19 protein-coding genes are annotated in these 25,068 nt (G+C 72.1%); 11 read left to right on the forward strand and 8 right to left on the reverse strand.

Features of this window, described 5'->3' with window-relative positions; genetic code table 11:
* Positions 1-44 precede the first annotated feature (44 nt).
* From IE226_RS26320 to IE226_RS26350, 7 genes are read left to right on the forward strand one after another with little or no spacing between them, the layout of a single operon-like run.
* A complete protein-coding gene (locus IE226_RS26320) occupies positions 45-863 on the forward strand; it encodes a TIGR03084 family metal-binding protein (RefSeq protein ID WP_190083847.1) in 819 nt (272 codons plus the stop codon).
* Positions 860-2,599, forward strand: a complete 1,740-nt coding sequence (locus IE226_RS26325) for an acyclic terpene utilization AtuA family protein (protein ID WP_268251293.1) — start codon at positions 860-862, stop codon at positions 2,597-2,599. Before IE226_RS26320 ends, IE226_RS26325 begins: the two co-directional genes overlap by 4 nt.
* Positions 2,596-4,197, forward strand: coding sequence for an acyl-CoA carboxylase subunit beta (locus tag IE226_RS26330; protein WP_190083849.1), 1,602 nt, complete (start codon positions 2,596-2,598; stop codon positions 4,195-4,197). Before IE226_RS26325 ends, IE226_RS26330 begins: the two co-directional genes overlap by 4 nt.
* Positions 4,198-4,207: 10 nt before the next feature.
* Positions 4,208-6,115 carry an acetyl/propionyl/methylcrotonyl-CoA carboxylase subunit alpha gene (locus tag IE226_RS26335; RefSeq protein WP_190083850.1) on the forward strand — a complete coding sequence of 636 codons (1,908 nt, stop codon included), beginning with the start codon at positions 4,208-4,210 and terminating at the stop codon, positions 6,113-6,115.
* On the forward strand, positions 6,112-7,278 hold the full coding sequence (locus IE226_RS26340) for an acyl-CoA dehydrogenase family protein (protein ID WP_190083851.1): 1,167 nt from the start codon (positions 6,112-6,114) through the stop codon (positions 7,276-7,278). Before IE226_RS26335 ends, IE226_RS26340 begins: the two co-directional genes overlap by 4 nt.
* A gap of 38 nt (positions 7,279-7,316) precedes the next feature.
* Complete coding sequence (locus IE226_RS26345) at positions 7,317-8,051, forward strand: enoyl-CoA hydratase family protein (protein ID WP_190083852.1); 735 nt, start codon at positions 7,317-7,319, stop codon at positions 8,049-8,051.
* Positions 8,039-8,665 (forward strand): TetR/AcrR family transcriptional regulator, encoded by a 627-nt coding sequence (locus tag IE226_RS26350; protein ID WP_190083853.1) that lies wholly within the window; start codon positions 8,039-8,041, stop codon positions 8,663-8,665. Before IE226_RS26345 ends, IE226_RS26350 begins: the two co-directional genes overlap by 13 nt.
* Positions 8,666-8,746: 81 nt before the next feature.
* On the opposite strand, the gene IE226_RS26355 is transcribed toward IE226_RS26350, so the two are convergent.
* Positions 8,747-9,847 carry a citrate synthase 2 gene (locus tag IE226_RS26355; RefSeq protein WP_190083854.1) on the reverse strand — a complete coding sequence of 367 codons (1,101 nt, stop codon included), beginning with the start codon at positions 9,845-9,847 and terminating at the stop codon, positions 8,747-8,749.
* Positions 9,848-10,143: 296 nt separating this feature from the next.
* Between IE226_RS26355 and pdxH the strand changes: the two genes are divergently transcribed.
* The gene (gene pdxH, locus IE226_RS26360) at positions 10,144-10,872 is read left to right on the forward strand and encodes a pyridoxamine 5'-phosphate oxidase (RefSeq protein ID WP_190083855.1); all 729 of its coding nucleotides are present in this window, start codon (positions 10,144-10,146) and stop codon (positions 10,870-10,872) included.
* Between the two features lie 13 nt (positions 10,873-10,885).
* Here pdxH and IE226_RS26365 read toward each other — a convergent pair whose 3' ends face one another.
* Both IE226_RS26365 and IE226_RS26370 read right to left on the reverse strand, forming a co-directional pair.
* Positions 10,886-11,749 carry an alpha/beta fold hydrolase gene (locus IE226_RS26365; protein ID WP_190083914.1) on the reverse strand — a complete coding sequence of 288 codons (864 nt, stop codon included), beginning with the start codon at positions 11,747-11,749 and terminating at the stop codon, positions 10,886-10,888.
* A gap of 661 nt (positions 11,750-12,410) precedes the next feature.
* The gene (locus tag IE226_RS26370) at positions 12,411-13,103 is read right to left on the reverse strand and encodes an iron-dependent transcriptional repressor DtxR (protein ID WP_190083856.1); all 693 of its coding nucleotides are present in this window, start codon (positions 13,101-13,103) and stop codon (positions 12,411-12,413) included.
* 243 nt (positions 13,104-13,346) lie between these two features.
* On the opposite strand from IE226_RS26370, the gene IE226_RS26375 reads away from it, so the two are divergent.
* Complete coding sequence (locus tag IE226_RS26375) at positions 13,347-14,111, forward strand: SIS domain-containing protein (RefSeq protein WP_190083857.1); 765 nt, start codon at positions 13,347-13,349, stop codon at positions 14,109-14,111.
* Positions 14,112-14,357: 246 nt separating this feature from the next.
* Here IE226_RS26375 and IE226_RS26380 read toward each other — a convergent pair whose 3' ends face one another.
* The 4 genes from IE226_RS26380 to IE226_RS26395 form a co-directional block, all read right to left on the reverse strand.
* Positions 14,358-15,752, reverse strand: a complete 1,395-nt coding sequence (locus tag IE226_RS26380) for a PAS domain-containing protein (protein WP_190083858.1) — start codon at positions 15,750-15,752, stop codon at positions 14,358-14,360.
* A gap of 466 nt (positions 15,753-16,218) precedes the next feature.
* Positions 16,219-17,850 (reverse strand): transporter, encoded by a 1,632-nt coding sequence (locus IE226_RS26385; RefSeq protein WP_190083859.1) that lies wholly within the window; start codon positions 17,848-17,850, stop codon positions 16,219-16,221.
* Complete coding sequence (locus IE226_RS26390; RefSeq protein WP_190083860.1) at positions 17,847-18,632, reverse strand: ABC transporter ATP-binding protein; 786 nt, start codon at positions 18,630-18,632, stop codon at positions 17,847-17,849. The genes IE226_RS26385 and IE226_RS26390 overlap by 4 nt, the downstream gene beginning before the upstream one ends.
* Before the next feature lie 108 nt (positions 18,633-18,740).
* Positions 18,741-19,388, reverse strand: a complete 648-nt coding sequence (locus IE226_RS26395; RefSeq protein ID WP_190083861.1) for a bifunctional DNA primase/polymerase — start codon at positions 19,386-19,388, stop codon at positions 18,741-18,743.
* Between the two features lie 307 nt (positions 19,389-19,695).
* Between IE226_RS26395 and IE226_RS26400 the strand changes: the two genes are divergently transcribed.
* Positions 19,696-21,084 (forward strand): NsdA family TPR-like regulatory protein, encoded by a 1,389-nt coding sequence (locus IE226_RS26400; RefSeq protein WP_190083862.1) that lies wholly within the window; start codon positions 19,696-19,698, stop codon positions 21,082-21,084.
* 308 nt (positions 21,085-21,392) lie between these two features.
* A complete protein-coding gene (locus IE226_RS26405; RefSeq protein WP_229871547.1) occupies positions 21,393-23,558 on the forward strand; it encodes a hypothetical protein in 2,166 nt (721 codons plus the stop codon).
* 48 nt (positions 23,559-23,606) lie between these two features.
* Here IE226_RS26405 and IE226_RS26410 read toward each other — a convergent pair whose 3' ends face one another.
* Positions 23,607-24,965 carry an ABC transporter substrate-binding protein gene (locus tag IE226_RS26410; RefSeq protein WP_190083916.1) on the reverse strand — a complete coding sequence of 453 codons (1,359 nt, stop codon included), beginning with the start codon at positions 24,963-24,965 and terminating at the stop codon, positions 23,607-23,609.
* Positions 24,966-25,068 lie beyond the last annotated feature (103 nt).

Genomic DNA, 25,068 nt, shown 5'->3' on the forward strand with positions numbered 1-25,068 from the left:
GCCATGCTCCGGGGCACACCGTCGTGCCCCGAGGGGAGCGCTCCGTGTCCGAAGCTGTGCCCGTACTCGATGATCTGCGCCGTGAGAGCGAGGAACTCGACCAGCTCGTGGTCGGGTTGGGGGATGAGGGGTGGGCGCTGCCCACTCCCGCCGCGGGGTGGACCGTCGCCCATCAGATCGCCCATCTCGCCTGGACCGACCGTGCCGCGCTGATCGCCGTCACCGACGGGGACGGGTTCGGCCGGCTCGTCGAGGAGGCTCTCGCCGCTCCCGAGACCTTCGTTGACGACGGGGCCGAGGAGGGGGCCGGGCTGCCGCCCGATGAGTTGCTCTCGCGGTGGCGTGCCGGGCGCGACGGGCTGCTGAAGGCTCTGGCCGCGGCCCCTCGCGGGACCCGCTTTCCCTGGTACGGGCCGCCTATGTCGGCCACCTCCATGGCCACCGCCCGGCTGATGGAGACCTGGGCCCACGGCCAGGACGTCGCCGACGCGCTGGGCGTGGCGCGGGTGCCGACGGATCGGCTGCGGCACGTCGCCCATATCGGAGTCCGGGCCCGGGACTTCTCCTTCGGGGTGCGAGGGGCGACAGTCCCGGAAACCGCCTTCCGGGTCGAACTGCGGCTGCCGTCAGGGGAGTTGTGGGTCAGCGGGCCTGAGGATGCCGAACAGCGCGTGACCGGGCCCGCTCTCGACTTCTGTCTTCTCGTCACGCAGCGCGCCCACCGCGCCGACCTCGGCGTACGTGCCGAGGGCGCCGACGCCGAGCGGTGGCTGGACATCGCGCAGGCCTTCGCGGGGCCGCCGGGCGCCGGGCGGCCCCCGCGAGCCGCCGGGGAGCGAGCCGCCGGGGAGCGCGGGCTGTGACCCCGCCGCTGCGGATCGGGAACGCCTCCGGGTTCTACGGCGACCGCTTCGACGCCATGCGCGACATGCTCACCGGCGGCCCCCTCGACGTCCTCACCGGCGACTATCTCGCCGAGCTGACCATGCTGATCCTCGGGCGCGACCGGCTGAAAGATCCCGCGCGCGGCTACGCGAAGACCTTCCTGCGGCAGTTGGAGGAGTGTCTGGGGCTTGCGCAGGAGCGGGGCGTGAAGATCGTCGCCAATGCGGGCGGCTTGAATCCCGGCGGGCTCGCCGACTCCGTACGGGAGTTGGCGGGGCGGCTCGGGATCGGCGTACGGGTCGCGCATGTGGAGGGTGATGATCTCGGGAGCCGCTTTCCCGACGCGCTGACCGCCAACGCCTACCTCGGCGGCGCCGGTATCGCCGCCTGTCTGCGGGGTGGGGCCGACATCGTCGTCACCGGGCGCGTGACCGACGCCGCGCTCGTCACCGGGCCCGCCGTCGCGCACTTCGGCTGGGGGGACGGCGACCACGACCGGCTCGCCGGCGCCGTCGTCGCCGGGCACATCCTCGAATGCGGGACACAGGCCACCGGCGGCAACTACGCCTTCTTCAGCGAGGGAGAGCGCTCGGGGATCGAGGTTCTCCGGCCCGGCTTTCCGCTCGCCGAGATCCATGAGGACGGGTCCGCCGTCATCACCAAGCACGACGGCACGGGCGGATTCGTCGACATCGGTACGGTCACCGCACAACTCCTGTACGAGACCTCCGGCGCCCGTTACGCCGGGCCCGACGTCACCGCCCGGCTCGACACGGTCGCTCTCGCGCAGGAAGGGCCCGACCGGGTACGGGTCTCCGGAGTGCGGGGTGAAGCTCCGCCGCCGGTTTTGAAGGTGGGACTCAACCGGCTCGGCGGGTTCCGCAACGAAGTCGTCTTCGTCCTCACCGGCCTTGATGTCGAGGCCAAGGCCGCGCTTGTGCGGGCTCAGGTCGAGGATGCCTTCGGGCGCACGAAATCCCGGCCGGAAGAAGTGCGGTGGGAGCTTGCTCGTACCGATCGGTCCGACGCGCCGAGCGAAGAGGGCGCCTCCGCCCTGCTCCGGCTCGTCGTGCGCGACCCGGAGCAGGAACCCGTCGGTCGCGCCCTGAGCGGCGCCGCGATCGAGCTCGCCCTCGGCAGCTACCCCGGATTCCACGTCACGGCGCCGCCCGGCAAGGGATCGCCCTACGGAGTCTTCGAAGCCGCCTACGTCGAGCGCGGCACCGTCGATCACGTCGCCGTCCTGCCCGGCGGCGAGCGGCGCCCCGTCAGGGACGCCGGGGACACCCTCGTACTCGAAGAGCTCGACCCGCCGCCCCTGCCCGCACCCCTGCCGGACGGCCCCACCCGCCGCGCGCCCCTCGGTCTCGTCGCCGGGGCCCGCAGCGGGGACAAGGGCGGGGACGCGAACGTCGGCGTGTGGGTGCGAACGGACGACGCCTGGCGGTGGCTCGCCCATGAGCTGACCGTCGAGCGGTTCCGCGAACTGATCCCGGAGGCAGCCGGGTTGGGCGTGCTGCGGCACGTACTGCCCAATCTGCGGGCCCTGAACTTCGTCGTCGAGGGAATCCTCGGCGCGGGAGTCGCCTCGCAGGCCCGTTTCGATCCGCAGGCCAAGGGCCTCGGCGAGTGGCTGCGTGCCCGCCATCTCGACATTCCGGCCGTGCTCCTCGAAGCGGTTGAACCGAACGAACCGACGGAGGTACTCCCGTGACCGTCCTCGCGTCCGCGCTCGACCCCGCGAGCGCCGAGTACGCCGAGCACCGCGAGGCCATGCTCGGCAAGCTCGCCGAACTCGACGCCGAGCAGGCCAAGGCCCTTGAGGGCGGCGGCGAGAAGTACGTCGCGCGGCATCGCAAGCGCGGCAAGCTGCTCGTCCGGGAGCGGATCGAGCTGCTCCTCGACCCGGACACGCCGTTCCTCGAACTGTCGCCGCTCGCCGCCTGGGGGAGCGACTATCCGGTCGGCGGCTCGATGGTCACCGGCATCGGTGTCGTCGAGGGCGTGGAGTGCCTGATCACCGCCAACGACCCGACCGTACGCGGCGGGGCCAGCAATCCGTGGACCCTGAAGAAGGCATTCCGGGCACATGAGATCGGGCACGCCAACCGGCTGCCTTCCATCCATCTCGTGGAGTCGGGTGGCGCCGATCTGCCGTCCCAGAAGGAGATCTTCATTCCGGGCGGTGCGCTCTTCAAGCACCTCACCCAGTCGTCGGCCGCCGGGATTCCGACCGTCGCCGTCGTCTTCGGCAACTCCACGGCGGGCGGCGCCTACGTCCCCGGCATGAGCGACCACGTGATCATGGTCAAGGAGCGCGCCAAGGTCTTCCTCGGCGGGCCACCGCTGGTGAAGATGGCCACCGGCGAGGAGAGCGACGACGAGTCCCTTGGCGGCGCCGAGATGCACGCCCGTACGTCCGGCCTCGCGGACTATCTCGCCGAGGACGAGCGGGACGCCCTCCGGCAGACGCGGCGGGTGGTCAAGCGGCTCAACTGGCGCAAGGCGTACGCCGATCCGGCCGGCGTCGTCGAGCCCCCGAAGTACGACGAGGACGAGCTGCTCGGCATCGTGCCCGGCGACCTCAAGGTGCCCTTCGACCCCCGCGAGGTCATCGCCCGCATCGTCGACGGCTCCGACTTCGACGAGTTCAAGCCGCTCTACGGGCCGAGCCTCACCACCGGGTGGGCCTCGCTGCACGGCTACCCCGTCGGAATCCTCGCCAACGCGCAGGGCGTCCTCTTCAGCGAGGAGTCGCAGAAGGCCGCCCAGTTCATCCAGCTGGCCAACCAGCGGGACATTCCGCTGCTCTTCCTGCACAACACCACCGGCTACATGGTCGGCAAGGAGTACGAGCAGGGCGGCATCATCAAACACGGCGCGATGATGATCAACGCCGTGTCGAATTCGCGTGTCCCGCACCTGAGTGTGCTGATGGGTGCTTCGTACGGCGCCGGGCACTACGGCATGTGCGGGCGCGCCTACGACCCGCGCTTCCTCTTCGCCTGGCCCAGCGCCAAGTCCGCCGTCATGGGACCGCAGCAGCTCGCGGGCGTCCTGTCGATCGTGGCGCGGGCCTCCGCCGCCGCCAAGGGGCAGCCCTACGACGACGACGCCGACGCGGGGCTGCGCGCCATGGTGGAGCAGCAGATCGAGGCGGAGTCCCTGCCGATGTTCCTTTCCGGCCGGCTCTACGACGACGGGGTCATCGACCCCCGTGACACCCGCACGGTGCTCGGCCTGTGCCTGTCCGCGATCCACACCGCCCCCTACGAGGGGGCGCGCGGTGGCTTCGGCGTCTTCCGGATGTGAGGAACTCACCATGATCAGCTCCATCCTTGTGGCCAACCGCGGCGAGATCGCGTGCCGCGTCTTCCGTACCTGCCGCGACCTGGGCATCTCCACCGTGGCGGTGTACTCCGACGCCGACGCGGACGCCCTGCACGTGCGCGAGGCCGACTCCGCCGTACGGCTGCCGGGCGCGGCCCCCGCCGACACGTATCTGCGCGGCGATCTCGTCGTGAAGGCCGCGCAGGCGGCCGGCGCGGACGCCGTCCACCCCGGCTACGGCTTCCTCTCCGAGAACGCGGACTTCGCGCGCGCCGTCATCGACGCCGGTCTTACGTGGATCGGACCGCCGCCCGGGGCCATCGAATCCATGGCCTCCAAGACGCGCGCCAAGGAACTCATGGGCATTGCCCCGCTGGGCCTCGACGACGTCACCGAGAGCGATCTGCCGGTCCTGGTGAAGGCGGCGGCCGGGGGCGGCGGGCGCGGCATGCGCGTCGTGCGGGAGATGAGTGCGCTGAAAGGCGAGCTGGAGGGCGCGCGTGCGGAGGCCGCCAGTGCCTTCGGGGACGGCGAGGTCTTCGTCGAGCCGTACCTGGAGGGCGGCCGGCACGTCGAGGTGCAGATCATGGCCGACGCGTACGACACCGTGTGGGCGCTCGGCACACGGGACTGCACGTTGCAGCGCAGGCACCAGAAGGTCATCGAGGAGTCCCCGGCGCCCGGCCTGACCGCCGGTCTCGTGGAGGAGCTGCACGCGCAGGCCCTGCGTGCGGCGCGCGTGACCGGTTATCGCGGGGCGGGCACGGTGGAGTTCCTGGTCGCGGGGGAGCGGGCGCACTTCCTGGAGATGAACACCCGGCTCCAGGTCGAACACCCGGTGACCGAGGCCGTGTTCGGGGTCGATCTCGTGGCGTTGCAGATCCAGGTCGCGGAGGGCGGACGCCTCGCGGAAGAGCCGCCCGCCGCGCGCGGACACGCCGTCGAGGCCCGCCTCTACGCCGAAGATCCGGCAGCGGAGTGGGCCCCGCAGACCGGCACCCTGCACCGGCTCGCCGTGCCGGGGGTGCGGCTCGACACGGGGTACGCGGACGGCGACACGATCGGCGTGCACTACGACCCGATGCTGGCCAAGGCCATCGCGTACGCCCCCACGCGCGCACAGGCCCTGCGCGGCCTCGCGGGCGCCCTTGACCGCGCGGACGTCCACGGGCCGGTCACCAACAGGGAGTTGCTCGTACGGTCCCTGCGGCACCCGGAGTTCGTGGAAGCCCGCATGGACACGGGCTTCTACGACCGGCATCTCGCCCAACTCGCCGCCCCCGCGCCGGACCCGCACGCCCCGCTGGCCGCCGCGCTCGCCGACGCCCACGGGCGCTCCCGGTTCGGCGGCTGGCGCAACCTGGCGTCGCAGCCGCAGGTCAAGCGCTTCCGGAGCGAGCCGGACGGCACCGAGCACGAGGTGCGCTACCGGCACACGCGGGACGGGTTCAGCGCGGAAGGCGTGCGCGTGCTCTCCGTGTCCGGTGAGGCGGTCGAGCTCGAAGTCGACGGCGTGCGACGGCGGTTCGCCGTCAGCCGTTACGGCGAGGACCGGGTGTACGTCGGCAACACCGCCCTCACCCCGCTCCCGCTGCTCCCCGAACCCACCACCCGGCAGCAGCCCGGCTCCCTGCTCGCCCCGATGCCGGGCACCGTCGTACGCCTGGCCGAGGGGCTCGCGGAGGGGGCGCGGGTCACCGCCGGGCAGCCCCTCGTCTGGCTGGAGGCCATGAAGATGGAGCACCGCATCACCGCTCCCGCCTCCGGCACGCTCACCGCCCTGCACGCCGAACCCGGCCGCCAGGTCGAGGTCGGCGCGCTGCTCGCAGTCGTAGACGTCGCGAACGCCGCAGATGACCCGAACGCCGCAGATGTCGTACAGGAGGAGCAATCCGTATGAGCACTGTCCTCGAAACACAGGAGCACCAGGCCCTGCGCGCGGCCGTCGCCGCCCTGGGCAAGCGCTACGGGCGCGACTACATGACCGGCGTCGTGGCGGGCGAAGGCCACCCGGACGAACTCTGGGCCGACGCCGCCAAGCTCGGCTACCTGGGCGTGAACCTGCCCGAGGAGTACGGCGGCGGGGGCGGCGGCATTGCGGAACTCTCCATCGTCCTGGAGGAGTTGGGCGCCGCGGGCTGTCCCCTCCTGATGATGGTCGTCTCGCCCGCGATCTGCGGCACCGTCATCGCCCGCTTCGGCACCGACGAGCAGAAGCAGACCTGGCTGCCCGGACTCGCGGACGGCACCCGCACCATGGCGTTCGGCATCACCGAGCCCGACGCGGGCTCCAACTCCCACCGGATCACGACGACCGCCCGCAAGGACGAAGCGAGCGGCGACTGGCTGCTCACCGGCCGCAAGGTCTTCATCTCGGGCGTCGACATCGCCGACGCGACGCTGATCGTGGGCCGTACGGAAGACGCGCGCACCGGCAACCTCAAGCCCTGCCTCTTCATCGTGCCGCGCGAGACCGAGGGATTCCACCGGCGGCGGATCGAGATGGAACTCCAGGCGCCGGAGAAGCAGTTCGAGCTGACCCTGGACGACGTACGGCTGCCCGCGGACGCGCTGGTGGGCGACGAGGACGCCGGACTGCTCCAGCTCTTCGCCGGCCTCAACCCCGAGCGGATCATGACGGCGGCGTTCTCGCTGGGCATGGCACGGTACGCCCTCTCCCGCGCCGTCGGATACGCCAAGGAGCGCAGCGTCTGGAAGAGCCCGATCGGCGCCCACCAGGCGATCGCGCACCCTCTCGCGCAGGCCCACATCGACATCGAACTGGCCCGCCTGATGATGCAGAAAGCCGCCCGGCTCTACGACGAGGGCGACGACATGGGCGCGGGCGAGGCCGCCAACATGGCCAAGCTCGCCGCCGCCGACGCCTGCGTGAAGGCCGTCGACCAGTCGGTGCACACGCTCGGCGGCAACGGCCTGACCAAGGAGTTCGGTCTCGCCTCGCTGATCGTGGCGTCACGGGTGGCGCGGATCGCCCCCGTGAGCAGGGAAATGATCCTCAACTACGTGTCGCACCAGACCCTCGGCCTGCCCAAGTCGTACTGAGCCACCGGCCTCGTAGGTCTCGATCAGAGGGAGTTCCCGTGGGACTTGTCTGCTCCTCCCCGCAGCGCGGCATCGTCACGTTCACCCTGGACAACCCCGCCAACCGCAACGCCCTCTCGGCGGGACTCGTGGGCGGCCTCGCGGAGGCGCTCGCCGACTGCGGCAAGGACCCCGACGTACGCGCGGTCGTCCTCACGCACACCGGCTCGACGTTCTGTTCGGGCGCCGATCTGCGCGAGCCGCCGGACCCGGCCGTCTTCGTGGGGCTGCTCCGGCAGGTCGTGGAGCTGCCGAAGCCGGTGGTGGCGCGGGTGGACGGGCATGTGCGGGCGGGCGGGCTCGGGCTGCTCGGCGTGTGCGACATGGCCGCGGCGGGGCCGGGGGCGTCGTTCGCGCTGACGGAGGTACGGATCGGGGTGGCGCCCGCGGTCATCTCCATGCCGCTGCTCGCCCGGATGGACCCGGGTGCGGCGGCCCGCTACTTCCTCACCGGGGAGCGGTTCGGCGGGGCGGAGGCGGCGCGGGCGGGCCTGGTGACGGTGGCGGGGGAGGATGTGGACGCGGAGCTCGGGCCTCTCCTCGAAGGGCTGCGGAAGGCGGCGCCCGTAGCCCTGGCCGAGACGAAGAAGCTGCTCACGGCTAGGGTGCTCGACGCATTCGACCACCACACGGACTCCCTCGTCACCCTGTCCGCGCGGCTCTTCGCCTCGGCGGAGGCGCGGGAGGGGATGGGGGCGTTCCTTGAACGACGGGAGTGCCCATGGGTGCTGTGACAGCGGCTGATCGTGCCGATCGCGGCGATCGCGGCGACCGTGCCGATCGCTCGCCCAAGCAGGACCGCAGCCGGGCCACGCGCCAGCGGCTCCTGGAGGCCGCGGTGGCGTGCCTCGCCGAGAGCGGCTGGGCGGGCTCCACGGTGTCCGTGGTGGCCGAGCGCGCGGGAGTCTCGCGAGGCGCGGCCCAGCATCACTTCCCGACGCGGGAGGACCTCTTCACGGCGGCGGTGGAGTACGTGGCCGAGCAGCGCTCCACGGCCCTGAACGAGCTTCCGGCGCAGGACAGGGCGTCGGTGGTGGCCGCCCTGGTCGATCTGTACACGGGGCCCTTGTTCCGGGCGGCGCTGCATCTGTGGGTGGCGGCGTCGAACGAGCCCCAACTGGGATCGCGGGTGACGGAGCTCGAGGCGCGGGTGGGGCGGGAGACGCACCGGATCGCGGTGCGGCTCCTTGGGGCGGACGAGTCACGCCCCGGGGTCCGGGAGACCATCCAGGGCCTCCTGGACATGGCCCGGGGCCTCGGCCTCGCCAATCTCCTGACGGATGACGGGGCGCGCAGGGATCGGGTGGTGGCGCAGTGGACGGTGCTGGTGGAGGGCGCGCTGCGCTGAGCCTTCCCTCATCCCGCCCCTTCCCGAAACCAAGGGGCTCCGCATCTGGCTCGGGAAGGGGCGGGGCCGGGGAAAAGGCCCCTACCTGGCGATGTCCCCGTACCCCTCCACCGCACGCGGATCCCGCGTACCGGGCCCCACGTACCGCGCGGAGGGCCGCACAAGACGCCCCGTCCGCTTCTGCTCGAGAATGTGCGCCGACCACCCGGCAGTCCGCGCGCACGTGAACATCGACGTGAACATGTGCGCCGGCACCTCGGCGAAGTCGAGGACGATCGCGGCCCAGAACTCGACGTTCGTCGCGAGGACGCGGTCGGGCCTGCGGGCGTGCAACTCGTCCAGCGCGGCCTTCTCCAGCGCCTCCGCCACCTCGAAGCGAGGAGCGCCCAGCTCACGCGCCGTACGGCGCAGGACCCGCGCACGGGGGTCCTCGGCCCGGTACACCCGGTGGCCGAAGCCCATCAGCCGTTCGCCCTTGTCCAGCGCCTGCTTGACGTACGCGACCGCGTCCCCCGTCCGCTCGATCTCCTCGATCATGCCGAGGACCCTGGAGGGGGCGCCGCCGTGCAGGGGCCCGGACATGGCACCCACGGCGCCCGAGAGCGCCGCCGCCACGTCGGAGCCGGTCGACGCGATGACCCGCGCCGTGAACGTGGACGCGTTCATGCCGTGCTCGGCGGCCGACGTCCAGTACGCGTCGACGGCCTGGACGTGCTTGGGGTCCGGCTCGCCGCGCCAGCGCTTCATGAACCGCTCGACGACCGTGTCGGCCTTGTCGATCTCGCGCTGCGGCACCATCGGCAGGCCCTGGCCGCGCGCGGACTGTGCGACGTACGAGAGCGCCATGACGGCGGCCCGCGCGAGGTCGTCCCGGGCTTCCTGCTCGCTGATGTCCAGGAGCGGTTTCAGGCCCCACACGGGGGCGAGCATCGCGAGCGCGGACTGGACGTCGACGCGGATGTCACCGGAGTGCACCGGGATCGGGAACGGCTCGGCGGGCGGCAGACCCGGATTGAACGCACCGTCGACCAGCAGGCCCCAGACGTTGCCGAAGGAGACATGGCCGACCAGGTCCTCGATGTCGACGCCGCGATAACGAAGCGCGCCGCCTTCCTTGTCCGGTTCGGCGATCTCCGTCTCGAACGCAATGACTCCCTCAAGTCCGGGTACGAAGTCGGACATCAGGCGGCTCCTCGTGATGGATGCGACAGATGGTGTGACAGACAGCTCGTGACCATGTGTCAGAAGTGGGCATTTCCGGTCCGGTTCCGCGGTCAGCCGGTACGTCCATGGCTTCCGGTCGTCGACTCGCGTTCCGGATCAGTCACCCGGGTGATGCCCCGTGCGGCTGGTGGTCACCCAACCGAATCGGTAGCGGGACGATATCTCTTGGTGCCACCCTTGGCGATGGTATGCGGCACTCAGTGCCACACGTCACCTCCCCGCGGGGCGCGACCGCCCCTCGCCAGGCCCTTCGTATGCGGCAGTATGACCGCGTGACCGATCGAGCCGCTGCCTCTGTCCCCGCCCTGGCCGACCCCGCCGCCATTCGTGCCCACTACGGCATCGACGGCCTCGACGAGGCCGAGCTGCCCGCCACGCCCGTCGAACTGTTCGCGCTCTGGTTCACACAGGCGCTCGCCGCGGCCGGCGAGGGCGTGCTCCACGAGCCGAACGCGATGATCGTCTCGACGGTGGACCCCGAGGGCCGCCCCAGTTCACGCACCGTCCTGCTGAAGGGCTACGACGAGCGCGGCTTCGTCTTCTTCACCAACTACGAGTCCCGCAAGGCCCGCGAACTGGCCGCGAACCCCAACATCGCGCTGCTCTTCCCCTGGCACCCGATGGCCCGCCAGGTCATCGTCACCGGAACGGCGGAACGCGTGGCCCGCGAGGAGACCGTGGCGTACTTCCGCACCCGCCCGCACGGCTCCCAGCTCGGCGCCTGGGCCAGCGCCCAGTCCTCGGTCATCGCCACGCGGGACGAGCTGGATCGCGCGTACGAGGATCTGGCGGCGCGCTATCCGGAGGGCGAGCAGGTGCCCGCGCCCGCGCACTGGGGCGGCTTCCGCGTCGAGCCGCGGTCCGTGGAGTTCTGGCAGGGCAGGGCCAACCGCCTGCACGACCGGCTGCGCTACGAACGGAGCGGGCCGGACGCCGCCTCGGCGGCCGCTCCCGGCTGGACGGTGGAGCGCCTCAGCCCGTGAGACCGCCGGGGCACTACCCCGTCAGGACGCCGTCCAGAAACGGCTGGATCGCCTCGCGCCACGCCTCCGGCTGGTCGTAGTGCACGAGGTGGCCCGCGTCGGCCACCTCCGCATACGCCCCGCGCGGCAGCACGCGGACCATTTCCTGGGACTCGGCACGGCCCAGCTCGCCGTCCAGGCCCCGGACGACCAGGGCGGGGCACTGGACCTGGGTCAGGCCCTCCCAGTGCGCGTCGTACACCCAGGTCTCGCGGGACTTCAGCATCTGGTCGCGGTCGAAGACGGGGCGCCAGCCGTCGGGCCCCTCGGTCATCACCTCGGCGAAGAACTCGCCGCGTGAGGGGTTCGGCCGCTCGACCCAGGGGTCGTCCTCGCCGAACCACTTCCGTACGTCGGCGAGTGTGGCGAAGGGGACGGGCCAGGCCTTGAACCAGTCCTCCCACTCGCGCTGCGACGCGGCGCCGAGAGCGGAGGCCCGCATGTCGCAGATGATCAGGGCGCGGACGAGATCGGGGCGCTTCGCGGCGAGCTGCCAGGCGGTGAGCGCGCCCATGGAGTGGCCGATGAGCACGGCGGGGGCGAGGCCGAGCTGGACGAGCGCGGCCTCGGCGTCGTCCACGTAGGCCTCGCGGGTGAAGGGGCCCTCGGCGGGCTTCTCGCTCTGCCCGTGGCCGCGCTGGTCGAGTGCGACCGCGCGATGCCGCTCGGCGAGCCAGCGGGCGGTGCCCGCCCAGTGCGACGCACGGCCCATCAGGCCGTGCAATAACAGCACGCCTCCCGTCGGCCCGTCCCTCTCCGTGGACTTGGGAGGATCGGCGAACTCCCAGGCAGCGAGGCGTACGCCGTCCGCGCCTGTCACGTCGATGCGCCGCACCATGGTTCCTGGCACCCCCCTTGAATCCTCTCGGGCTGAACGCCTGGCTCTGTCACGCACCCCCGCACGCTATCGAACTCTCTTTCGAAAGCGGCCGGTTCGCCGGTAACACCCCTCGTTCGAGTGACCACGCTCAAGGATTGGCGGCCGTCGCCGAGGGGAGATCTTCAGCGGGAGGCGGACCGCTCGGGGAAAACGGTCCGAGGGGGTCGACCCCGGGAGCTCGGGGCTCCGGGTCGGAACAGGGGAGGACAGGCCCCGGCGCCTAAGGGCGCCGGGGCCCTCTGCGTGCGCGGCACGTGCGGGATCTGCCGGGCGCGCGGCACGTGCGGGACCCGCTGAGCGCGCGAGACCCGCCGGGCGCGCAAGGTCTGCCGGACGTGCTTGACGTGCTGGTCCGTGCCTTTTGCGTACGCGCTCCCGCTCACCGAATGGGCACATCCTTCTGCCCCCTCCCACGGCCGCGGCGGCCGGACCCGGCGCCGCGGCAAGAGCCCTTAAGTCATATGCCTCTCGCGACAGCCTTGCACGCAAAACGGCCCGGCGCTGCGATTCCGCACACTGAATCTTGGACCCCATGCAATCGCGGGATCTTCACAACTGCCCGACGCGCACCGACAGTTGCCACCTACCCCCGGTAACGGAACTCCGCGGCCCGCAGGCTTCAGCGCTTGGCGACGAAGACGTGCGAGGCCACCTCGGCGTCCAGCTCCGCGGCCTCGCCGCTGCTGCCCACGAGCACCCCGCCCGCCGACTCCGTCACGCTCACCACGGAACCGGGCTGCACACCCGCGCGCCGCAGTGTGTACATCAGCTGCGCGTCCGTCTGGATGGGCTCGCCGATCCGGCGCACCACCACCGTCGCTCCGTCGGCGCCGGGGTCGAGGTCCACGAGGGAGACCATGCCCTCGTCCAGGAACGGATCGGCCCCGTCCTTCTCGCCCAGCTCCTCCAGGCCCGGGATCGGGTTGCCGTACGGAGACTCGGTGGGGTGGCGCAGGAGCTCCAGGACGCGGCGCTCCACCGCCTCACTCATCACGTGCTCCCAGCGACACGCCTCGGCGTGGACCTGCTCCCACTCCAGGCCGATCACGTCGACGAGCAGGCACTCCGCCAGGCGGTGCTTGCGCATCACGCGGGTGGCGAGCCTGCGGCCCTCCTCCGTCAGCTCCAGATGGCGGTCGCTCGCGACGGCCACCAGGCCGTCGCGCTCCATGCGCGCGACCGTCTGGCTCACCGTCGGCCCGCTCTGATCGAGCCGCTCGGCGATCCGGGCGCGCATGGGGACCACACCTTCCTCCTCCAGCTCGAGGATGGTGCGCAAATACATCTCAGTGGTGTCAATAAGCCCCGACATGGGTGCCCCTCAGATCTCGCTCGTGCGGCCGGCCCTGGCATCAAGTCTGACGCATACCGCTGACAACCGGGTCGCGCCAGGGGAAAACCCGGTCCTGACGGCCTCGACGGCGTGCTCGGGCCGTATTGACAGGGCACTGGTCCAGACCGCAACGTGATCCGCGGCACACGGGAAAAGCGTGCAGGAAATACGTGCAGGACTTACGTACAGAACACATACGTACCCGGAAAGGTTCCTCGGCGCATGGGCTCGAAGAGCGAGAGCAAGCTGGCCGGTCAGTACATCGACGCCGCGATCGGACTGCTCGGCCGGATCCGCGACGAGGAGAGCGCCAACGTCGACGCGGCGGGCACGCTGCTCGCCGACGCGGTCGAGGCCGGCGGCAGCCTCTTCGCCTTCGGTGCCGGGCACTCCTCGCTCGCCGCCCAGGACGTCGTCTACCGCGCGGGCGGCCTCGCCCTGATGAACCTCCTGGCCGTCCCCGGTGTCGTCGGCGTCGACGTCATGCCCGCCACGCTCGGCTCCGCCCTGGAGCGGGTCTACGGCCTCGCGGGCGCCGTCCTCGACTCCTCACCGGCCCGCCCCGGCGACGTACTCGTGATCATCTCGCTCTCCGGGCGGAACTCGCTGCCCGTGGAGATGGCGATGAACGCCCGCGCGCTCGGCCTGAAGGTCATCGGGGTGACGTCGGTGGCGTACGCGACGGAGACGAAGTCGCGGCACGTCTCCGGCACCTTCCTCAAGGACCACTGCGACGTGGTGATCGACTCAAAGATCGCCCTCGGTGACGCGGAGCTCAGTCTCGACACGGTCGAGGCGCCGTTCGGGCCCGCGTCCAGCGTGGTCGCCAACGCGATCATGCAGGCGGTGATGGCCACGGCCGTCGAGCAGCTCGCCGAACGGGGCGTCCAGCCGCCGCTGCTGCGGTCGGGGAACGTGGACGGCGGGCACGAGTGGAACGGCCGTGTCTTCGCCGAGTACGGCGACCGGATCTTCTACCGCCGCTGAGTCACCTGCCCGGTCGGCCCTGGCGGTCGTCCGCGCCCCGTGGGCGCGGGCGGTCGCGGCGGCGATGGACGGCCCGGTATCGGTGACCTCGACGCCGTCCGCCCCCGCGCGCACCTCCACCGGCCGCCCTTGACGTCGTAGTCCACGGCGATCAGCCGCGAGGCGGGCGGCCCGGAAGCCTCAGCAGCGCCCCCGCAGAGCACCAGCACCACCCCCGACCCGCGCCCAGCCCCGCGCAGCGGACCCTCACTCCGCGCCCAGCGCCTCCGCCAGATCGAGCGAGGACGCAACCCTGGCCGCGACGCTCTCCGCGTACGCCGCGTCCGCCCGCTCGAACTGTGTGCGGCTGGCGCTCCGCAAGAACGTCACGACGCCCAGCGTCCGCCCCCGACTGCGCAGCACCGCGCACAACGCGTGCACGGAGTCCTCCGGCCACTGCCTGGCCGCAGCCCACTCCCGGGCGCGCTCGGGAGGAGCGGTGCCGGCGCTGGTCCGTACGGAACCCACCCGGTCCACGCACTGCGGGGCCGGGTGGCCCTCCAGATAGCGGACCGGCAGGCCCGCCTTGGCCACCGGCAAGCACGGACCGGGCGCACCCGCGGGCGTCGCGGCGACGCGGATCAGCCGCACCGGCCCCTCCTCGCCCGCCGCGGCCCCGGCGCCCCCCGCCACCAAGTCGATCAGCGCGTGGTCGGCGAACCCCGCGAGGGCGAAGTCCAGCTGGACCGTGGCCGCCTCGATCGGATCCTCGCACTCGCCCGCGGCCCGCGCCGCACGGTGCAACTGCTGGGAACGGAAGCGCAGTTGCGCCGCCTCCTGCTCGGTCTGCTTGGCCTCCGTCACATCCAGGAAGAGCCAGGCGACCCCCAGCGGAACAGGCTCCTCCGCCAGCGGCGACGCCAGCCGCAGAAAGCCGCTGCGCCAGCAGCGCCGCTCCGGCTCACCGCTCTCCGAAGCCTGCACGGAAAGCCACATCTCGGCGGGCGCGGGCGGCGCACCCTCGGCGAGCACATGGCTCAGCGCGCTCTCCAGCTCCTCCACGCCCTGCCCGAGCAACTCCCCGAGCGGCCGTCCCAGCAGAGCCGTACGCCCCATGCCCAGGGCTCGCGCGGCATGCTCGTTGGCCACCGCGGGACGCAGATCGGCGTCGACGAGCACCACGCCCCACGACGCGTTCTCGAACAGTGCCTCGCTCAGCGCGATGGACCGCTCCAGGTCGATCTGCGCGTGCACCTCGCTGAACGCGCAGTACAACCCGGCGGGCTTTCCGTCCCCGCCCCGTACCGCCGCGGACTGGGTCCGCACGAGCACCCGTCCGCCGTCCTTCGTCAGGAGCGCGAACTCGTGCACCTGACGCCCCTGCGCCTCCATGGCCGACAGGAGCCGCGACTCGACCTCCTCGGCATCGGCGGTCCGCACCGCCCACCCCGCGAACCCGCGCCGCCCGACGGCCTCCGCCGCCGACCACCCCAGAATTCGCTCGGCCTCACGATTCCAGTGCGTCACCACGCCGTCGGCGTCGAACGCACACAACGCGGCGTCCATCCCGTCCAGCAATGCCGCAAGCAATTCGGCCCCACCGGGCTCGGGCCCGTCAGGCCCCAACTCGTCGGTGGTTCCGCTACGCCGGGAAGCACTCACCTGGCACCCCCTGCAGGCCGTGTCCTCATGAGCTGCATGTTCTGCGAGTTCCGCATGTACCGCACGTCAGATCATTGAACTCGAACGTGACGCAGCCCACAGGTACTTCCCAGAAGTTCGACGAAATCGTTGCCCCACATCTTGCCCCCGAAGCCCCGGGCAAAGCCCTCAGAAAATCGCTTGTGCGTCGGACAAGGCCGTTCCTAGGGTGGCAGTACACACGAAGGGAGGTGGTTCGGCAGATGTATGGAAACCGGACGCGTGAGGTGACTGCGGGCTAGTGGCCCGTCGTCGCAACTCGATTTCGGCGCCGGACCAGCACGTGTGATGTGCGTGCAGCCGGCCCAATCCCAAGCAGTCACCCGACCCGCGAGCCGCCGGTGAGTCCGGCCGGCTCCCCGCCGTTCCGTACGGCGGGGACCACGGCTCGCGGGTCGTCTGCGTGTACGGGCTGCGGACCCCGGCCTCAGCCCTTGCTGACCGCCAGCAGGATCTCCGGCAGCCGGCGCGCCACCCTCGGCGCCGCGAGGCGCAGGCCGAAGTATGTGATCACCGCTCCGTAGGCCCCGCCGAGCGGCAGCAGGACCCAGGACCAGGACGCCGCGCCCGAGACGTGCAGCCAGATGGTGAAGGCGAGCACCGGGGCGCAGAGCAGGGCCGCCGCGACCATTCCGCCGAAGATCGAGATCCAGGCCAGACCGGCCTGCCCCGGGGCCACGTTCTTGTAGCCCTCCTGCGGGATCGAGTAGGGGAAGCGGGCCGAGGACCAGGCGCCCGTCGCCAGCATCGCGCCCAGCAGCGCGAAGGAGAGGCCGAGCGCTTCCGCCAGGCCGCTCCAGTCGCCGAGTACGGCCGCCGTGATGACCGTCACCAGGGCCGCGTACGGGAGGGTGATCACCAGGAGTGCCAGCGCGCGGGCGCGGAGTTCGATGTACGCGTCGTACGTAGAGGAGATCGTCATCGCGACCATCCAGAACGCCGAGGTGTCCTGGCCGAACTGGTTGTACATGAGGACGCCGAGCATCCCGGCCGCGAAGCACGCGAAGTAGATGGAGCCGGTGCCTTGCAGGGCGTTGAAGAGCGGCACGATGAGGCCGATGGCCAGGGACGTCACCCAGGCGGCCTTGGTCTTCGGGTCGCGCCACACGTAGCGCAGGCTGCGCTCCATGACCGGGCCGGTGCGTCCGCCGGGGAGCAGGCGCCCCGGGCCGCGTGTCGAGCGGGCCTTGGCGGGGCCCGACGCCGCGAGCGTCGAGCCGTCGGGGGTCGTCATGAGGTGGGTGAGGCTGCGTTGCCAGAGGGCGAGGAGGGCGGCGAGCGCGGCGGCGGCGAGGGCGAGTTGTGCGATGCCGGTCGCGTACGAGCCCTCGCTCACCGAGTCGACGGCGCCGATCGCCGACGCGGGCGGGATCCAGCGCACGACGTCCGCCGTCGGGTCGAGTTGCGAGAGCCCGGAGGAACCGAGCCGCTGTGCCCCGAAGTTGACGACCTGCGCGCCGACCGCGATGACCAGACCGCTCAGTACGGCCAGATCCCGCCCCTTGCGGCTGGTCAGGAGCCGGATGTTGGCGGCGGCGACGGTGCGGGCGAGGGCCACGCAGACGAGCAGGGTGAGCGCGATCGCCGGGACGCCGGTGACGGCCGCCGCCGCGCCGTGCGCGAGGGAGATCACGGCGCCGAGCGCGAGGCAGAGCGTGAAGAGCGGCCCGATGCCCACCAGGGACGCCACGAGCAGCGCGCGCACCAGCTGACGCGGGCGCAGCGGCAGCATCACCAGGCGGGTGGGGTCGAGGGTCTCGTCGCCGCTGGGGAAGAACAGCGGCATCACCGCCCAGCCGAGCGCGAGCACGGCGGTGAGCAGGACGGAGACGGTGGCGGCGTGTTCGTTGCCGCGCAGGGCGATCAGGCCGAGGAGCTGGAGGGCGGCGACGAGGAGCGCCGCGACGACGGAGGCGATGTAGGCGGCGCGGCGGCCCGACGACTGGTGCAGGCCGTTGCGCAGGAGCGAGAGCTTCAGTCGTACGAAGACGGAGGTGACGGGGGTGGCGGGGGCGCCGGGGGTGCCGGAGGGCGTGGGCGCCGCCGCCGGCGCGCTCATCGGGCGCCGCCGCCGAGCCAGTCGAGGTGCGAGCCGTTGTCACGGCCGCCCGCGCCGACCAGCTCGAGGAACGCTTCCTGGAGGGAGGGGGCGCCGCCCCGCACCTCGGCGAGGGTGCCTTGCGCGCGGATGCGTCCCGCCGCCATCACGGCGACCCAGTCGCAGAGCGATTCGACCAGCTCCATGACGTGCGACGAGAAGACGACGGTCGCCCCGGACGCGGTGTAGCGCTCCAGGACGCCGCGGATGATCTGCGCGGACACCGGGTCGACGCCTTCGAAGGGCTCGTCGAGGAAGAGGACCTCGGGGTTGTGCAGCAGGGCCGCCGCGAGGCCGATCTTCTTCCGCATGCCGGTCGAGTAGTCGACGACCAGTTTGTGCTGGGCGCCCGCGAGGTCGAGTACGTCGAGGAGCTGGGTCGCTCTCTTGTCGACCTCGTCGCCCGGCAGTCCGCGGAGCCTTCCGGTGTACGCGAGGAGTTCGCGCCCCGAGAGCCGCTCGAAGAGCCGCAGCCCCTCGGGGAGGACGCCGATGCGCGCCTTGACCTGGACGGGGTCGGACCATACGTCGTGGCCGACGACCTCCACCGTGCCCCGGTCCGGCCGCAGGAGGCCGGTCACCATGGAGAGCGTGGTGGTCTTCCCGGCGCCGTTCGGGCCGACGAGGCCGATGAACTTGCCCGCGGGGAGGGCCAGGTCGATCCCGGCGACCGCGACGTGCGGGCCGAAGGCCTTCCACAGCCCCTGCACTCTGACCGCCGCGGGCGGTACTGCCTCGGTCACCGTGTCCGCCTTTCGTCGCCGTTTCCGCACGATACGTCGGGGGGAAGCACGAACGCCGGACGGGAGCCGGAAAACCGGCCCGTCCGGCGTCCGTGCGCCCCGGAGCCCCTACCGCCGCGCCTCACGCCCACACGCGTACGCCAGCGGCGAGATGATCTCCTCGGCGTCGGGCAGCCACCGGTTCGCCGCGGTGGGGCGGCACGCCCACTGCACGGCGCCGGTGGCCCCGAAGCGCGTGGGCGGCGCCGCGACGTACGAACCTTCGCCGAGGGCGACCAGGTCGATCGCGGCCGGCGGCCACCCCAGCTTGCGTACCAGGTCAGGGACCTTGGCCGTGGCGCCGGGCAGGACGAAGAACTGCATGCGGCGGTCGGGCGTGCAGGTCACGGGGCCGAGTGTCAGCTCCATGCGCTTCATGCGGGCGAGCGCGAGGAACCCGGCCGTCTCGGGGACGTCGATCGCGTCGAACGTACGGCCCGTGGGCAGCAGGATCGACGACTTCGGCTGCTTGGTCCAAAGGCGCCTGGCGCCGGTCGCGCTGCCCGTCGCCAGCGTGGCCCAGTCCTCGCGCGCCGGGTGCGAGCCGGGTGTCGTGCACGCGGTGTCACCGCACGAGCAGATTTCGGCCCCCTCGACGGACTCGAGCCACGTCCCCGGGAACACGTCCCAGTGGCGCTCTTCCGCGTATCGCACGGCCGTGTCCAGCAAGGATTCTCCGCGCTGCTTCGGGATGTGCGCGGCTGACGTGACTCCCATGGTCTCTTCCACGGACTTCTCAACTCCGCCCGACACCTACGGTTACGGCTGGCGCGTGCGCGGGGGCGGAGCATCGATCCTGCATGTGGGGCGCATGGGTGCACGGGCGGGGGCGCGCATGGGGAATGGGTTCCATGTGCGGGTAGCCAAGACTGGGGCACTCCGAAGAAGCCCAGTTACCGACTTATCGTCCGTTTGTGGTGCATCTTCCGTTTGTTCCAAGGGCATTGATCATCTGGGGTGGCTGATTCCGGCCCCTCTGTCCGGTCCGTCCAGATGAACCACGGTGCACATCAGGGGGTACGCCATGGCCGCAAGGCCGCTCGTCGCGCGGCAGCCCAACGAAAGGCTGCAGGCACTCATTCAGGAAGCGGGTTGCTCGAACGCGGGCCTGGCCCGCCGGGTCAACATGTGCGGCGCGGAGCACGGTCTCGACCTGCGCTACGACAAGACGTCGGTCGCCCGGTGGCTGCGCGGTCAGCAACCGCGCGGCAGGGCGCCGGGAATCATCGCCGAGGCGCTCGGCCGCAAGCTGGGCCGGACCGTCACGATCGACGAGATCGGCATGGCGAACGGCAAGAATCTCGCCTCCGGAGTCGGTCTGCAGTTCTCGCCCACCGTGCTCGGCGCCATCGAGCAGGTCTGCGAGCTGTGGCGCAGCGACGTGGGTCGGCGGGACTTCCTGTCGGGGTCGTCCGTCGCCGCGTCCGCGCTCGTCGAGCCGAGCCGCGACTGGCTGATCTCGTCGCCGGACGCGCAGGTCGGCCGGATGGCCGGGCCGCGGGTCGGGCTCTCCGACGTGGCGGCGGTGCGGGCCATGACGGAGGCGCTCACGACGCTGGACCACCAGTACGGCAGCGGGCATGTCCGGCCGGTCGTCGTGCACTACCTCAACAGCGTGGTGTCGGGGCTGCTCGCCGGTTCGTACCGCGAGGCGGTGGGACGCGAACTGTTCTCCGCCGTCGCCCGGTTGACGGAACTCGCCGGGTACATGGCGGTGGACACGGGCCAGCCGGGTCTCGCCCAGCGGTACTACATCCAGGCGCTGCGGCTCGCGCAGGCGGCGGGCGACCGGGGCTACGGCGGTTACGTCCTCGCCGCGTCCATGAGCCACCTCGCGGCGCAGCTCGGAAACCCGCGGGAGATCGCGCAGTTGGCGCGGGCGGCCCAGGAGGGGACGCGCGGGCGGGTCACCCCGCGCGCGGAGGCCATGTTCTACGCCGCCGAGGCGAGGGGGCACGCGCTGCTCGGGGACGGCCGCTCGACGCAGGTCGTCGCGGGCCATGCGGTCGAGGCGATGGACCGGGCGTCCGGGGAGGCGGACTCGGGGGACGACCCCGTGTGGATCCGGCACTTCGACCACGCGTATCTGGCCGATGAACTGGCGCACTGCCACCGGGACTTGGGGCAGGCGGACGCGGCGGCGCGCAGCGCGGAGGAGGCCCTTTCCGGGCATCCCGAGACGCGGGCGCGGCGGCGGGCGATCGGCCTCGTGCTGCTCGCCACGGCGCAGGTGCAGCGGCGGGACGTCGAGCAGGCGTGCCACACGGGCACGAAGGCGGTCGAACTCCTCGGCACGCTGCGGTCGAACCGCGGCGCCGAGTATCTGGAGGACTTCCAGGAGCGGCTCGCGCCGTACCGGGAGGAGCCGGTGGTAAGGGAGTTCGGGGCGCGGATGGACGTCCAGGCGGCGTGAACGGTACGGATTCGGGCGGGGTTCGGGCGGGGTTCGGGGTTCGGGTGCGGGATGCGGGTGCGTGAAGAATGTGTGACGTGTGTCGCGCCCTCGTGAACTCGGCTCGTCCCCGCCCTTTCCGCACGGTGAACGGCCCGCTCCCGTCCGCGTTCGAGACTGCCCCGTGACGTAAACAGCGTTTCGCGGAGAGCTTTTGTTACTTCTGCGATTGAACCGGTCACGGAGGTTTGAGCTGCGTGGCAGAGGCCTGTGGGGACCCGGTAGCGTGAGCCGACGGTTCCGTAGGTCCCCCATTCGTAGGAGTCCCGGTGACGCAGCAGAGCGGGCAGGGCGCCGCTTCCTCCGATCCGCATTCCGCGGACCGGCACGCGCACGAAGGCATCGTGCTGCCTGCCGACGGAAGCGAGCCTTTGATGCCCGGCACCACCGGCGACCGTGTGGCGCCGACGGGCGGCAGCCCCTGGGGCCAGCCGTGGGGCCCGTCCCCGGCGGACCCGCCGCCCGCCGCCGGCCAGCCGTGGGACGCGGCTCCCGGCCAACAGCAGTCGTACGGCGCCGGCGCCCCGCTGCCCGCGGAGGGCACGCAGCAGCAGGGCTATGCACAGGGCGCCACGTACGGGGCCCCGCACACGGACGCGCCGTACGGAGGCCAGACCTACCCCACCCAGCCGACTCCCGACGCTCCGTACGCCGACGCCCAGCCCCAGGGCACACACGGCGCCCCCTACGGGCAGCAGGGCGCGGGCGCGCCTTATGCGGGCCAGCAGCAGGACGCGGGTGCGCCTTATGCGGGGCAGCAGCAGGGCGCGGGTGCGCCTTACGCGGGCCAGCAGCAGGGCGGCGGCCAGTACGGGGCACAGCCGCAGGGCGGCCAGTACGCGGATGGCAGCCGGGGCGGGCAGTACGCGGGTCAGCCGGCCGGAGAGTCTTACACGGGGGCCGGCGCGGGTGGGGCCTACGCGGGGCCTGGCGCGGGCGGTGCGCACGCGGGCCAGCCTTTGGGTGGTACGCATGCCGGGCAGCCTTCGGGTGGCGCCCATGCGGGTCAGCCGTCGGGCGGGTCCCATGCCGGGCAGCCCTCCCTCGGTGGTCACGCCGGGCAGCCCTCGGCCGGGACTCATGCGGGGCAGCCCTCGGGCGGTGGCCACGCCGCGCAGGCCACGCAGGGCTCTGGCGGTGCGCACGCCAGGCATGCGGGGGGTGGGGGCCGTGGTGGGCAGGTTGGGGATGCCTCGTATTCGGGGCAGGCGGGGCAGCAGTCTCTTCCCCCGGCCGGGCAGGCCGGGCAGCTTCCTCCCGCCGTGCAGGCGGGCCAGTTGCCCCCCGCCGGTTCCGGCGGGAGCGCGCCGCTGCCGCCCGTCGCAGGGGGCCTCGCGCCGCTGACGCCCGCCGCCGCGGGTGACGCGGACGCGACGCAGTACATACCCCCGGTGACTTCCGGAGGCGGCGGCGGAGCCGGGTTCGACGAGGGCGCGACGCAGTACATACCCCCGGTGGCCCCCGGCGCCCTGCCGCCCGAGGCACCCACGGGCGACGCCACGCAGTTCCTCGGCCGCTCGCCCATGCCCCCGGCGGCCGGCTCCGACAGCGAGCCCACGCAGTACATCGCCCCCGTGCCCGCCGAGCCCGGCAAGGCGCCCTTCGGGATACGGCCCGGCGCCCCCGGCGACCGGCAGCCGCCCGCCGAGTTCGACAGCCTCTTCCGTACGCAGGACGCGGAGCCCGAAGGCCCCGCGTCGACCCAGCAGATGCCCCGCTTCGATCCAGAGCACCCCGGCGGCGACGGCGGAGGCCGTGCCGCACGCCGCGCAGCCGCCGCCGCTCCCGCCCCGCGCGGCGAGGGTGGCCGCACGGGGTCGAAGGTGCCGCTCTTCGTGGCCATCGGCGTAGCCATCGCGGTGATCGGCGTCGGTGCGGGCGCACTGCTCAGCGGCGGAGGCGGCGACGAGGAGAAGGCCGCCCCCAAGACCGTCTCCGACGCCGCGCCGTCCGACGAGAAACCCTCGCCCTCGGTCGACCCGGCCGAGCAGCAGGCCATCGCCCTGGACAAGCTCCTCGCCGACAGCAACAACAGCCGTGACTCGGTGATCGCCGCCGTACGCAACGTAGGAAAGTGCGCCGACCTCAGCCAGTCGGCCACCGACCTGCGCAACGCGGCCAAGCAGCGCAACGGCCTGGTCACGCGCCTCTCGACGCTCTCCGTGGACAAGCTCCCGGCCAACGCCCAGCTGACGGCGTCCCTCACCAAGGCATGGAAGGCGTCCGCCGCGGCCGACAACCACTACGCCGCGTGGGCGGGCCAGGTCTCGGGCAAGAAGGGCTGCCAGAAGGGCCACGCCCGCACGACGCCGCAGGCGGTCGCCGCGAACAAGTCGAGCGGCGAGGCGACCACGGCCAAGCAGGAAGCGGCCGGGCTGTGGAACGCCATCGCCCAGAAGTACGGCCTCACCACGCGCGACAAGTCACAGCTGTAAGAGACGAGACGGCTGCGGGACGCGGCCGGCGCACGGTCCCGGAGCGGGTTACGGCACCCGTTCCAGGGTCTTCGAGACGTTCACGAAGCCCTTCTGCGCCGGCACGAGGCGGCCGTCCCGCACCACCTGGAACGTCACGTCCGCGTTGACCAGGCGCGGGAAGTCGCTCGCCGCGAGCATGTCCTTGAACCGCCACCGAAGCGTGGGCGTGAGACCGCCCGTCTCGACCTTGAGTCCCTTGTCCAGGGCCCGCCGCAGCGTCCGCGCCGAGACCTCGCCGCCGTCGAGCGACTCGACGGCGTGCTTCAGGACGGTGTACGCGATCCACGTCGTCTGCACGCCCGCGTCGGTCGGGTCGACCCGGTTGTCGCCGAACGCCTGCCGGCGGATGACCTCGCGCATCTCGTTCCAGCGGGCGTCGCCGGCCACCGGGTACCAGCCGGTGACGTAGGCGCCTTCGTACGGGCCGTTGCCGCCGCCCGTGCGGTCGATGAGGGACTGGTCGACGCTGCCGAGCACGGAGGAGATCTTCGCGGCCGGGTACGCGCTCTCGGTGCGGCGGTAGGAGTCGTAGAACGTGTCCGTGCGGGCGCCGAGCGCCGCCGTCACGCATCCGTCCGTGCCGGCGCGCTCCAGCGCCTGCTCGGCCTGGGCCGAGAAGTCCGTGCCGTCCTCGGGCGCCCGGATGTCGGCGGAGGACCTCCGGTGGCCCTCGGTGAGGCCCGCGTCCAGGAGTCCCGGCAGGTCGTCACCGGCGATCGTGTCGGGGCGTACGAGGGCGACCCGCTCGCAGCGGGCGGCGAGCTGACGGCCGTTGCCTGCCATGAGGGCGGGTTCGCCGCCGTTGACGGGGTACGACAGGGGGCTGCTGAACTCCTCGTCGGTGACGCCGTATCCGCCGATATAGGGGATACCGGCGACTTCGAGGGGGGAGAGGAAGGACTGGCCGTGCTGGCTGTAGGAGCCGACGACGGCCGCGACCTCCTTGTCGACCGCCTTGCGGGCGCAGTCCGCGGCGCCCACGGGGTCGTTGTGGTCGTTGCAGGTGATGACCTTGAGTTTGCGGCCGTCGAGCCCGCCGTTCGCGTTGACCCAGCGCGCGTAGGCCTGTGCCATCGCGGGGATGCCGGGTTTGTTGGTCGCCTTGGTGTTCTCGGGGGCCCAGGTCATGACGGTGACGGGGTCGTCCCCGGCACCCGCCGCCGAACCGGGTATGACCCCGCACGAGGTGGCCAGGGACGCGCACACAGCCACCAGGGCGGTCGCGGTGAGCGCTGTGGTCCTGCGGGGGAGGCGGGCGGAGCCGGAGGGGCCGGTGCGACCGGAGGGGCCAGAGGGGCCAGAGGTGCTCGACAGGCCGGAGGGGCTGGAGGGGCGGAGGAGCAAGGTGCGTCGCGAGACGGGCATGGTCATGCACGATTCCGCCGCGGCGCCAACCATGGTGTGACGTGCTCTCAACGCATGGTGACAAGAAGGTGAATGGCAGGGGCCGATTCGACTGCCCGGAGGG

Origin of the sequence: Streptomyces longisporoflavus, assembly GCF_014649775.1 — a bacterium.
In the GTDB taxonomy this organism is placed as follows: domain Bacteria; phylum Actinomycetota; class Actinomycetes; order Streptomycetales; family Streptomycetaceae; genus Streptomyces; species Streptomyces longisporoflavus.